The organism is Rhodopirellula maiorica SM1, assembly GCF_000346295.1.
In the GTDB taxonomy this organism is placed as follows: Bacteria; Planctomycetota; Planctomycetia; order Pirellulales; family Pirellulaceae; genus Novipirellula; species Novipirellula maiorica.
Genome location: NZ_ANOG01000158.1, coordinates 1 through 11,610, shown reverse-complemented (window position 1 = coordinate 11,610; position 11,610 = coordinate 1). Strand labels below are relative to the sequence as shown.

The 11,610-nt window shown below is 56.0% G+C and carries 10 protein-coding genes; 5 read left to right on the top strand and 5 right to left on the bottom strand.

Annotation, left to right across the window (positions count from 1 at the left end):
• The first annotated feature begins 73 nt into the window (after nt 1–73).
• From RMSM_RS43345 to RMSM_RS04765, 4 genes are all read left to right on the top strand, one after another.
• Nucleotides 74–436: a deoxyhypusine synthase family protein gene (locus RMSM_RS43345; protein WP_008692372.1), complete on the top strand. Its 363-nt coding sequence runs from the start codon at nt 74–76 to the stop codon at nt 434–436.
• A complete protein-coding gene (locus tag RMSM_RS04775; protein ID WP_261340331.1) occupies nt 382–1,041 on the top strand; it encodes a deoxyhypusine synthase family protein in 660 nt (219 codons plus the stop codon). Before RMSM_RS43345 ends, RMSM_RS04775 begins: the two co-directional genes overlap by 55 nt.
• A 264-nt stretch (nt 1,042–1,305) precedes the next feature.
• On the top strand, nt 1,306–2,661 hold the full coding sequence (locus RMSM_RS04770; RefSeq protein ID WP_008692366.1) for a Gfo/Idh/MocA family protein: 1,356 nt from the start codon (nt 1,306–1,308) through the stop codon (nt 2,659–2,661).
• 44 nt (nt 2,662–2,705) lie between these two features.
• Nucleotides 2,706–3,215, top strand: coding sequence for a CinA family protein (locus tag RMSM_RS04765; RefSeq protein ID WP_008692364.1), 510 nt, complete (start codon nt 2,706–2,708; stop codon nt 3,213–3,215).
• Nucleotides 3,216–3,250: 35 nt separating this feature from the next.
• Here RMSM_RS04765 and RMSM_RS04760 read toward each other — a convergent pair whose 3' ends face one another.
• The 4 genes from RMSM_RS04760 to RMSM_RS04745 form a co-directional block, all read right to left on the bottom strand.
• Nucleotides 3,251–4,108, bottom strand: a complete 858-nt coding sequence (locus RMSM_RS04760; RefSeq protein ID WP_081614013.1) for an SDR family NAD(P)-dependent oxidoreductase — start codon at nt 4,106–4,108, stop codon at nt 3,251–3,253.
• A gap of 8 nt (nt 4,109–4,116) precedes the next feature.
• The gene (locus tag RMSM_RS04755; RefSeq protein ID WP_008692360.1) at nt 4,117–5,148 is read right to left on the bottom strand and encodes a DUF362 domain-containing protein; all 1,032 of its coding nucleotides are present in this window, start codon (nt 5,146–5,148) and stop codon (nt 4,117–4,119) included.
• Nucleotides 5,145–6,092, bottom strand: coding sequence for a hypothetical protein (locus tag RMSM_RS36415; protein ID WP_008692358.1), 948 nt, complete (start codon nt 6,090–6,092; stop codon nt 5,145–5,147). Before RMSM_RS36415 ends, RMSM_RS04755 begins: the two co-directional genes overlap by 4 nt.
• A 204-nt stretch (nt 6,093–6,296) precedes the next feature.
• Nucleotides 6,297–8,162, bottom strand: coding sequence for a UbiD family decarboxylase (locus tag RMSM_RS04745; RefSeq protein ID WP_008692356.1), 1,866 nt, complete (start codon nt 8,160–8,162; stop codon nt 6,297–6,299).
• Nucleotides 8,163–8,756: 594 nt separating this feature from the next.
• Here RMSM_RS04745 and RMSM_RS04740 point away from each other — a divergent pair.
• Entirely contained in the window at nt 8,757–10,235 is a 1,479-nt protein-coding gene (locus RMSM_RS04740; RefSeq protein ID WP_144057376.1) for a leucyl aminopeptidase, read from the top strand.
• Between the two features lie 64 nt (nt 10,236–10,299).
• Here the strand turns inward: RMSM_RS04740 and RMSM_RS04735 are convergent, their stop codons facing one another.
• Nucleotides 10,300–11,520, bottom strand: a complete 1,221-nt coding sequence (locus RMSM_RS04735) for a nucleotide-binding protein (protein WP_040764122.1) — start codon at nt 11,518–11,520, stop codon at nt 10,300–10,302.
• Nucleotides 11,521–11,610: the final 90 nt, after the last annotated feature.

Genomic DNA, 11,610 nt, shown 5'->3' with positions numbered 1-11,610 from the left:
ATTACCCGCTAGAATCTCAAAAAACCCCCCTCCTCATCCCGTTTTCGTGACGCTTTAACAAGAAACATTTGCCGTGAACGTATCTGAATTCCTTGAAAAGAATTTCCTCCATTTCAATGCACGCGAAACCTTGAGTGCTGCGAAAAGCTATCGTGAATTTGTCGCTGCGGAAAACGGCGGCAAGATGATGGTCACGCTCGCCGGGGCGATGAGCACTGGTGAACTGGGGATCTCACTGGCCGAGATGATTCGCCAAGGCAAGGTGCATGCAATCACCTGCACCGCAGCGAATCTCGAAGAGGACATTTTTAACCTGTCGCGCATGACGAATACCGGATCATCGAAGATTGGCGAGCTCTTTCGGTTCAAGACGAAGTCAAATTGCGAGACGAAGGATTCAACCGCGTCACCGATACCTGCATTCCCGAAACGGTAATGCGTCACATCGAGAGCAAATTGCTGGTGATGTGGCAGGAAGCCGCAGAGAAAAAAGAGATGAGGATGCCGGCCCAATTCATGTTCGACCTTTTGGACGACGAAGACTTGGTCCAGCACTACCAGATTCCACGCGAAAACAGCTGGCTCGCCGCCGCCAAAGACGCCGGAATTCCCGTCTTTGTTCCTGGGCTCGAGGATTCGACGCTCGGCAACATCTATGCGGCTCGCGTGTACGAAGGCAAAGTGGCAAATCATCAAGCGATCGCTTCGGGCACGATGCAGATGGAAAAATTGATCCATTGGTACAGTGAAACGTCCAAGCATAGCCCAATCGGTTTTTTCCAAGTCGGGGGCGGAATCGCCGGCGACTTCCCCATTTGCGTGGTGCCCCTGATGATCCAGGATCTGAAGCTGGACATCCCATTGTGGGCGTATTTCTGTCAGATCAGCGACGCCGTGACCAGCTTTGGTGGATACAGCGGCGCCGTACCGAACGAGAAAATCACGTGGTGCAAACTGGAGCCTGAAGCGCCTAAGTTTATGGTGCAAAGTGATGCATCCATCGTTGCCCCGCTCGTCTTTGCCTATGTCTTGGAGTGGTAGGCGGCCTTTCCCGTGGTTCATTTCGCTTTTCGTAGCGAGGAAATCGCTACGATGTGCCACGGAGACGCAATCGCCGGGCTACAATGACGTTCACTTGCTCACCACGGTAGAGCAAGTGTCGCTGACCGGCTTCGCAACGTGGCCCTTGCGATGGGCACACGCCACGCCCATGAGTGTGCGTTTGCATCCAAGTGCAACACATTTTGTGAACCGGTTTCGCGATCCCTCCATCATTTCCTTCCTGGCGTTGACAAAGGTGATCCTATGAACCGAGCGTTACTCTTCAATCGTCGACAACTATTGGCGGGTTCCATTGCAACCGCTGCTGCGGCCGCCACACCGCGACCGCTAATGGCTTTGTCTGCGAACGACCGAATGAAGGTTGCCTTTGTAGGCGTCGGAGGCCGTGGCGGTGCCAATCTTTCGGCGATCTCCGCAAGCGGAGCGGTCGATGTGGTCGGGCTGTGCGATGTCGATTCTCGGTTTGTCGATCACGCCGCCACACGATTTAGCAAAGCGAAAAAGTTCGCTGATTTCCGCAAGATGTACGACGCGATCGGAAACGAGATCGACGCGGTGGTGGTCAGCACGACCGAACACACTCATGCTTATGCCACGATGCCGGCCCTGCAATTGGGCAAGCATGTGTACTGTGAAAAACCGCTCGCTTATAACGTCTACGAAACACGCCGCATTGCGGAAGCCGCTGCCCAGGCGGGCGTCGTGACCCAAATGGGTACACAAATACATGCATCGGGGAACTTTCGCCGAGTGGTTGAATTGATTCAAAGCGGAGCGATTGGCGATGTCAGCGAAGCCCATGTGTGGGTATCGCGAGCATGGGGATACCAATCCAAAGCCGACGCAAAAAAACACCGTGACCGCTTGTTCGTTGATCATCGCCCCCCAACTGCGATGCAGCCGCCTGCTCATCTCGATTGGGACCTGTGGCTTGGTCCGGCGCCCAAGCGTCCATTCCACGAAGTCTATTTCCCCGGCCCTAATTGGTACCGTTGGTGGGATTTCGGCAACGGCACGATGTCCGACCTCGGTTCACACTGGAACGACCTTCCCTTCTGGGCACTGAAGCTCGATGCGCCGCAGAGCGTCGAGGCGTTCGGGCTTCCCCCGCATGATGAAATCGCGCCGGCATCAATGACGGCGGTTTACGAATATGGTCAGCGAGGTAAGTTGCCGCCGCTCACGTTGACGTGGTACCAGGGGACACACAAACCCGAACGGTGGACGCAAAACGAAATCCCGCGATGGGACAGCGGCGTTTTGTTTGTTGGCAGCAAGGGGATGTTGTTGTCCGATTACGGTAAACATATCCTATTGCCCGAGTCGGACTTTGCCGATTTCGAACGCCCCGAACCGTTTATTGCGGATTCGCCTGGCCATCACCAAGAGTGGCTGCTTGCGTGTCGCGGCGAAGGTGAAACCGGCAGCCCGTTTGCCAGCTACGCTGGCCCGTTGACCGAAGCCAACCACCTCGGCAATGTGGCCTATCGCGTGGGCAAGAAAATCATCTGGAATCGCGAGACGATGGAGTGCACCGGATGCCCCGAAGCCGAACCGTTCCTTCGCCGCGAGCCACGTGCCGGATGGTCTCTCGGATAACCCGCAACCTTTGCTCCTATTTCATGCACTAGTGACACCGCTCGATGAATATTCTCGATCATGCTCGCACCTTGGCGGACGGACTCGCAAACAACGAGAAGCGAATCGTGTTTGCTGAAAGCTGCACTGCGGGGCTGGTCTCGGCCACACTAGCGACGGTACCGGGAATCTCAAACTGGCTTTGCGGTTCCGCCGTGGTCTATCGCGAGCAAACAAAAACGCAGTGGTTAAATATCGCGACTAGTTTAATTGAAAAACATACCGCCGTCAGTGCGTTGGTCACGCTCGAATTGGCCAAGAACGTGCTAGAACAAACTCCCGAAGCCGACTTAGCTGTGGCGGTGACGGGACATCTCGGCCCCGACGCGCCGACGCAGCTTGACGGCACAATTTACGTTGGCGTGCTGTGGCGGGGCCAACGGATCGCTGATGCCGCGGTTCGCGCCGTGCGACTAACGGCAACCGATCGAGTCACGCGACAACAGGAAGCTGCGGGGATTGTCTTGAGTGACGCAAGCGAAAGCTTGGCTGCGAAATATCCGCCTGCTTCGTGACAGCATGCTCGCCGTCTCGTAGTGTGACAAAAGATTTAGCCTGTGTTCATGCCAATTTGTAGGCCATCGGGAGCAAAGATGCTGCGTCCTCCGTCGACGGGCAAACAAACGCCGGTGACAAAGTCGTTTTCACATAAGAATTGAACTGCGTGGGCGATGTTCTCTGGCGAACCGACCCGGCCGACCAAGGTGCTAGCGGCGATGGTCTGTTGCTGTGACTGGCTTACCTCATCCGACAGCAACACAGGACCGGGCTGAATGCAGTTCACACGCACCTGCGGATTGCGGTGCGCTAGCTCGACCGCTAACGAGCGAGTCATCACCTCGATCGATCCTTTGCTAGGGAAATAGGCCGCGTGATCCAGATACGGCCGCACGGTGGCCCAATCCCCGATGTTCACGATCGATCCGCCGTTGGGCTGAGACACCATTTTCAAGCCTGCCGCCCGGGCACACAAAAAAGATCCAAGCGCATTGATCTCGAAATAACGTCGCACATCGTCGGGCGTGACGTTTTCCAATCGCGTGGGCTGCCAAATCGCAGCCGAATTGACCAACACATCGATGCGACCGAATTGCGAATGCGTTTGGTCGACGATGCGATCGGCCACCCCATCGTTTTGCAATGCCCCGCACGTCACGATCGCTTCGCTGCCGAATCGTTGCGTTATCTCCGCAGCCGCTTGCGCCGCCTCGTCGGTGCTGTTGTTGGCGTGCAGTGCGATGCGGCATCCCTGCTGGGCCAATGCCATCGCGATCGCCCGACCGACTCGCGGGGCACCGCTGCCGGTGACCAAGGCGACAGGATGGGGACAGCCAAAAACGCGGGCGAATGCAGAAGCGTGACGCGGCGCGGCCGGGGACTCAGGTTGGGAGGGCTCAGGTTGGGACATGCTGCTTTTCAAGTAACGAAGTGCGTTTTGGCTTCTCGCAAACCCCGCAGGTGATCTCGATCAAGCAGCAAAAAAGGATCCACTAGCGGACGCCATGATTCACCACGCTGCATGATTTCCGATTCGCTTAGCGGCCCGAGCTTATCGGCGGCCAGTGCGAGGTAAGGAATGCGTTCGGGTAAGATATCCATGATCCGGCAGAGCGTGGAGTCGACGGCGGTTAAGTTTTGGCCGACCAACACCAACCCCATCGACTTCTTCGTTCCCAAGATCGGTCCGTCACCTTCCATGCAATCAATCCCATCGACGATCGTCATCGTCCGCCCGACCGACGAATTGATGTCGAATACGGTTTGGGGAATCCCATTAAAATGCAGTACATTCTTTGGCCAACCGTATTTGCATCCTGGGATCACGCCATACAGATTCTTCATCGCCCCGGTCATGCCCATCCAATGATGCGTTTTCATCTTTGGCATGCTGACAATCAAGTCGGCTTCGATCACGGCTTGTGGGAAATAAAAATGCTTCAGTGCACAGGCGCGGCCCACGTTTCCTACCGAACGCACCTGTTGGTAATTCAAATCAGCAAACGAGAGTTTGGCGTCGTGCAGCGCTTCCATTACACCGGAATCGAGTAGCGCTTGCTCGGTGTCGCGAACGTGCCCGGGACCTTCGCCAACGGTCACTTCGGCATTCCAGCCACGAAACACCTCCGCGGCAGCCTGGATCATCGCAGGGTGCGTCGTCATATGAGGCGCTAGCCGCGAGGGTTCCACCAAGTTGGGCTTCAGCAAGACACGTTTGCCCGATACCCACGCAGGATCAAATTCGCACGCAATCATTCCCTCGCGAATGGTGCGAACCAATTCGCCATCGTATTTCTGATTTCTAGCGATAAACACCGACGCGTTCGGCCGCGAACGCCGGTTCCAATAAGCCACGCCCGCAGCCCCAGCGGCCACGACGGCTCCCGACACCAGAAAACCACGACGGTCCTGTTTTGTTGCCGGATGGGTCGAATCGTTAGATTGACTCATTGTAAGGTCCCTCGATTAGATTTCCCCGTCTGCAGCGATGGCAAGTCCAGCAGAGGCGATTGACGATATCGCGCCGCTAACATCAATTGATTTTGTCGATGAGGGTTCTCGCCCATCACCTGTAATCGCTCAATCGCCGAGCGAAGCGGCCAGTCAAATTCCAATTCAAATCCATTCTCGGAATTCCAGGCGGCCGACACCAGTGCATGGATGGTCCATGAGAGCGACGTAGCCGCAATCGGTCGATTCAGTTCTTGTTGCAAGTAATGCACCGTGGCACCAAGTTCCTTGGGAACGGGCGTGATACGATGCAGCGCGACCACGCACATCGCACTGGGCAAGACATGCGGACGCAGCACCTGGCCGAGCACAAACGTGTTACCATAGTTTGCACCTCCCGTCGGCAGCTGGCGATCCAAAAGCAACTTCGTCGCTTCGATCGCACGAGGATGGTTGGCTCGGTCGCAATGTCGCATTGCCAGCAGTGCCATTGCGGTCGGTTCGATCCAAGAGTGCGTTCCCAGCACCCAAGGCCATCCGACCAATTCGGTATCATGACCGATGATATCGTTGTGAGCGATTTTTTCGCCGCCACAGTTCAGCAAAAAATCCATCCCTTTTTCGTAGCCATCTCGGCACCACGATTTCGCTTGTTCTGGCCATAGTTTTTCAAACCTTCGCCACGCGATACAGGCAAGTGAGGTGGGCCAATAGGGTCCATTGTCATCAAGCCATACCGCTACCGAACCATTCGCGAGCTGGGATTCGAACAGCCGCCGACATGCGGTTGCCGCTGCCCCGGGACGCTGATAGGCACATGCTGCCAGAGCCGCAAACGCAACAGACTCGGCCGACGGAGGCCCCGAGGGAAGATATCCCGTGATCGGCTGCGAATCCAAACGCTTGGTTTGCCGTTGGATCCACTCGGCTGTGTTCACTTCCATGTCGCCGCCGTAAGAGTCTGTGGGGTTAAAAAAGGTCGCGGTCGATCCAGATCATCACACGTTAGACTGCTGTACTTCGCCAAATCGCAACGCACGTCCCGCAATACTACGAATCGAGCGATAGCATGACAATACGAACGTCGGCGAGCGGACGGCTTTGTCACGTCGGCGAAATCGCGGTTCGCAAATAACGCGGTACTTAGGCTACAAGTATTTTGCTAGCGGCCCGCCTCTTGCTGCTCGAGCATCCACTTTAGCAGTGGTTTCGGGATCTTCGACGAGAGCGGGTGCATGCGAGGGTTTGACGCGTGCATCGATGATCAGTGGTCCGTCACAACCCCAGTGTTTGTCGGCCCACGATTCGCCCACGCCGGAAACATCCACCGCAGGATTGCTGCGGGTAAAGGTGATCCACAACCAATTCGAAAGCGATGCAGAGGCAAACGCACTGTCATCCACCACGCTCAGAATCATCACACCGGCAAGCGAATCGCGGCGACCGTCTTTCTGGCATTGCTCCAATGCCTCGGCGATTCGATCGACCTGGTTTGATTTTCCGTTTCCTGAATCCTCGGACGACGGATACTTTGGTGACTCGATTGCAAACACACCTGGCATCACTTGACGAGGTTGCGAGAACGGTTCCGGAAGCGTCACGTCGCGTGGCCACTCGGTCGCCAATTCGCGAATCGGATCACCCGAGGCAGCAACGACCAATTTTGAACCACGATTCAGCCCGCTGCCGCTGTAGTCAAGCGTATCGATCGTCGTCCGTGTATGGAAATGTAAATCGCGTCGCCAATCCACGCGTTTGAGGATGTGTTGAAAAAAAGGTTCGATTTGGTGAATGTCAAGTTGGCCCGAGGGGTCATCGGTAATCCACAAGTACTTGGCAAGCGATAGTTGGCCATTGCCGAGGATCGCGTTGGCCTGAGTCAGTAGTTCCTGCGGCTCCTGACGCTTCAGATAGGGCATGTAACGTTCGCTGCCGATCGCCAACAGCAACGGGTGCACACCAGCCGCATCCACGGCGTGCACTGCTTTAACGCCGGGGATCACCGTGGGAATGATCGGATCGGTCAATTCATGAATCAGTTGGCCGAACGTGGTATCCTCTTGAGGCGGTCGCCCAACGACTGTGAACGGCCATATTGCGCCGCTGCGGTGCCACACATGCTCGACGTGCATCAGCGGAAAAGGGTGTTCCAAGCTATAGTACCCGAGATGATCGCCAAAGGGGCCTTCGGGTTTCGTCCGCGCCGGATCGATCGTCCCCACGATGGCAAAATCGGCATCGGCATAGACCGGTGCATGATTGCCTCGCACCATAGCAATGCGTCGCCCCGACAATGCGCCGGCAAAGATCAGTTCCGTCAATCCTTCGGGCAACGGCATCACGGCGGCAAGAGTCATCGCGGGCGAACCGCCCACCGTGATCGCGACGCGTAGCGGTTCATTGCGATCCAGGGCGGCACGATGGTGGACGCCGATCCCACGATGAATCTGATAATGCAAGCCGACCTCTTGATCCGCTTGATATTCATTTCCCGAGATCTGGATCCGGTACATCCCCAGATTGACTTTCATCAGATCGCCGACCGCGGCCGGGTGCTCACTGAGTACTTGAGGCAGCGTCACGAACGCCCCGCCGTCATCGGGCCAGCACTTTAGTTGCGGCAACTCCGAAACACGGCAGCGATTCGCCGTCACCGCGCCACGGGAAACCGATTTTGGCAACGTATGCAGTGCGGTCCAGGGAACACCTGCATAACGCAGCGGTCGTTTGGGAAGTGCCGAAGGATCCAATTTCAGTTCGATTAGCCGACGAACCGATTCGAGCGTGTCACGGAACAAATAACGCGCCTGCTCTAGCGTTCCGAATAAATTGGATGCCATAGGGAAACGCGATCCCACGACATTTGAAAACAGAATGCCGGGGCCCCCTCGGGCGTAGACACGACGCTGAATCTCGGCCATTTCCAAGCATGGATCAACGGGATCGGTGACCTCAATCAACCGTCCATCGCGGCGTAAATCCTCAACGACATCTTGAGTGCTACGGTGCTTCACAATCAGCTTTCAAATCGAGCAGGAGGAATCTACGGTAGTGGTAGAACAAAGGTCAACGATAGCTAAGCAGCTAGACAGGACGTTTTCGGTATATTAGCCACTTTGGCGTTAGCAGGCTGTTGATTCAGTCGAAATGCAAATCGCATTGGTGAGCCGTGGGCCGTAAGGCACCGGGTAGCGTGTGGGACCCGGCCGCTGACGCGCGAGCGGCTCAATAAATTAACCAGCCGTAAATTAACCAGCCGTCTAGCCACGGTTCCGACATTCACCCCGGGCTAGTGCCCAAACGGTCAACGGGATTCGCCCCGATAATTCCTTCCTACCTGCTTAGCCCGGTTGAGTTTGGCGAAGCAAGTCGGACTGAGTTTTTCAGGCCAGTTGCCCTGGTCAATTAGGCGAGCAGCAACGAGCAAGCCACTAGCATAACGGCCCCTCAAAAAATTAGCGGGCCCCCTAAGGTTACTGGCTAGCTAGGATAACCGGCGAGATGTCTTTAGACTAACACCGGTCGATTGCACATCATGCTCGACCGCCACCGCAGACGCCACATGGAAAGTGCCTGCGTCCCATTGCCTTATAAACCCCTGAAAACCGATGCTTGAAAGTCTTCCTCTTCCCTCGCCCAACGTCATTATGCTCACTGATGCATCGGATGCGTCCACCGACGTGTTGATCGTAGGAATCTCGGGCAAGCAGCAGGATTCGGGCACGTTGACTCGGCTAAACGAAGTCGGCGATGGCTGGATCGACCGCTTGCGCGAACGCAAAGCGATTTCTTGCAACCGAGGCAAGGTCAATAAACTGGTTCCAGCGATCAAAGACGGCCCCCCCGTCGTGCTACTTGTGGGCACTGGCGACGACACCCGCGATCATCGGGTGGACGCATTTGAGACCGCAGCAATTGCCATACGATCGATCACGAACAGCGAGTTGGATCAAGTTGATATTGCGATTGGCGAGTGCTTTGATCCGTCGACCCACGACGCGATTGTGGCCGGGGCGATTTGTGCTTGCGAAAACTTGGCCATTTATCATTCCGAACCTAGCTCGCATGTCCCCACCACGATCCGTTTTTCGGGCATTTCGCAAGAAGCGATCGAGCGTGGCAAGATCATCGGTCACGCCATGATCCGAACTCGCCGATTGGTGAACGAGCCTGCAGGGGTGATTTATCCGGAATCCTTTGCCGAGCAATCCCGTAAAATGGCGGATGCGTCGGGGTTGGACATCGAAGTCTGGGACGAAACCAAACTGGAAAGCGAAAATTGCCGCGCTATTCTTGCTGTCGGCGCGGGATCAGCTCGCCCGCCGCGGATTGTGATTTTTCGTCATCAAGGAGGCGGAGACGAAGCTCCGATTGCCATCGTCGGCAAAGGAGTGACGTTTGATAGTGGCGGTTTGTCAATCAAACCCAGCGACGGGATGGTCGACATGAAATGCGATATGGCGGGTGCCGCAACGGTGTTTGGCGTGATGCAAGCGGTCGCAAAGCTGGGTGTCAAACGAAATGTGATCGGCGTTTGTGGCTTGGCGGAAAACATGATCAGCGGCACAAGCTATAAACTGGGCGATGTGATCAAAACACGCAGCGGCAAGACGATCGAAATCTTAAACACCGATGCCGAAGGCCGCGTGGTGTTGGCCGATACTCTCGATGTGACTCGCGAAAACGCCCCTTCGAGCATCGTGGACTTGGCCACCCTGACGGGCGCGTGCATGGTCGCGTTGGGGATGGAGGTCGCCGGATTGATGACCAACGATCAACCGCTGTGTGATGCCGTTTCGCAAGCGGCGAAACACGAGGGCGAACCTGTCTGGCAATTGCCGATGTTCGACCTGTACGACGAAAAGGTCAAGAGCAAGGTCGCCGACATCAAGAACGTGGGCGAAGGCCGCTGGGGAGGCGCGATCACGGCCGCTAAGTTCCTCGAGAACTTTGTCGGCGATACGCCTTGGGTGCACATCGACATCGCTGGTCCCGCGTTTGTCGATTCGCCCAAACCCCACCGCGATGCGGGGGCCACCGGCGTCATGGTTCGCACCCTACTGAATTGGATCGAATCTCAATCGTAATCGCGTGTTAAAGCGTGATTTGAATTTCGCACCGGCCGCTGAGTCCGGCCGCCTAGTTTGAACGCTACGTTTTGGCGGCCCCGGGCCAAAATTTCTTCCATTTGTTGGCCACAGGTTTCTCGGCCGCTTCTTTCTCTTCGGCCGGAGCGTGCGTTTTGCTGTCCAGCTTGGCTGCGAGATCTCGAATCGACTGAGTGATCGCGGCCTTGGGCGCCTGGATAATCAAAGGGACGCCATTATTGCGGACTTCGACCATCGTACGATAGTCGTTAGGCAGCAACGCAAAAATCTCGCGTCCAAGCGTCTCCTTGGCCTTCTTCAGACTGATTTGCCCCGAGTCCAACCCGGCGCGATTGACAATGATCTCCACCTTGTCCTGCAGATTATCCATCTCTTCAAAGCTCATCATCAAACGAACGACGTTCCGCAAACACGGCAAGTCGAGCTGAGTAACAAGAATGATTCGGCTGGCACACTGCATCGCGGCAATGTCGACTTGGCTGTAGGTTTTCGAGAGATCCAGCACGAGGTGAGTGAACGAGGCTTTCAGTAGCCCGATCACTTTGCGAATGCTGTCGCCGTTGATCGACTCGGTGTCGTGAAGTTCCACCGGTCGTGGCAGCAGGTACAATCCGCTGCTATGTTTTGTCAACGATCGTTTGAGAAGCTGGATATCCAAGCGAGCAATGTTCTGGACAACGTCGGCCAAAGTGTAATCGGGGATCGAATCCAGAAACACGTCGGCATCGCCGAGGGCCAGATCCAGATCGACCAGTGCGACACTGTTCTGAGGATCCGCAGCCAACACGCAACCAAGGTTCACCGCGGCGCTGGTGGTTCCGACGCCACCGGTTGCTCCGGCCACCGCAATGACTTCGCAAGGCCGACTGCCGCCTTCGCTGGCGCCGAACTTTTGCTGGCTGATTCGGTCCAGCGTGCTGCTGAGTTCTTCTTTCGTTAACGGCAGCGTCAAGAACTCTTTCGCACCGGCGCGAATCGTTCGCAGGATCAAATGCCCATCGGTGCTTTCGCTGACAGCCAACAACGACGTCTCGGGCGCCGAGGTCGAAAGCCGCTGAATCAATTCGATTGCTTTGTCGGGATTCGCGTCAAGGGCAATCACTCCCGCATCGGGATTCGTCTGCTCGACGACATCGGGATAGAATTCATAGCGAGAGCAATCTGCCTCAAGCCACACCGTATCCATCCCCACGAGCATCCCTTTGAGCTGATTACGGGAGGCATCATTCGGATCAACAAGGGCTATTCTTAAAACATTACTCATAACTGCCTATCCACCTAAATGAATTCACTCTGAATCACTGACCGCGACTGAATCGTCGCTGGTCGATTTCGCGGTGGTCTAACGAGACCA

What these genes read in the sequence shown, in the direction of transcription:
- RMSM_RS04755 (WP_008692360.1), bottom strand. Translation starts at nt 5,148, where the DNA reads ATGAGTCAATCTAACGATTCGACCCATCCGGCAACAAAACAGGACCGT.
- RMSM_RS04765 (WP_008692364.1), top strand. Translation starts at nt 2,706, where the DNA reads ATGAATATTCTCGATCATGCTCGCACCTTGGCGGACGGACTCGCAAAC.
- RMSM_RS04735 (WP_040764122.1), bottom strand. Translation starts at nt 11,520, where the DNA reads ATGAGTAATGTTTTAAGAATAGCCCTTGTTGATCCGAATGATGCCTCC.
- RMSM_RS04770 (WP_008692366.1), top strand. Translation starts at nt 1,306, where the DNA reads ATGAACCGAGCGTTACTCTTCAATCGTCGACAACTATTGGCGGGTTCC.
- RMSM_RS36415 (WP_008692358.1), bottom strand. Translation starts at nt 6,092, where the DNA reads ATGGAAGTGAACACAGCCGAGTGGATCCAACGGCAAACCAAGCGTTTG.
- RMSM_RS04740 (WP_144057376.1), top strand. Translation starts at nt 8,757, where the DNA reads ATGCTTGAAAGTCTTCCTCTTCCCTCGCCCAACGTCATTATGCTCACT.
- RMSM_RS04760 (WP_081614013.1), bottom strand. Translation starts at nt 4,108, where the DNA reads ATGTCCCAACCTGAGCCCTCCCAACCTGAGTCCCCGGCCGCGCCGCGT.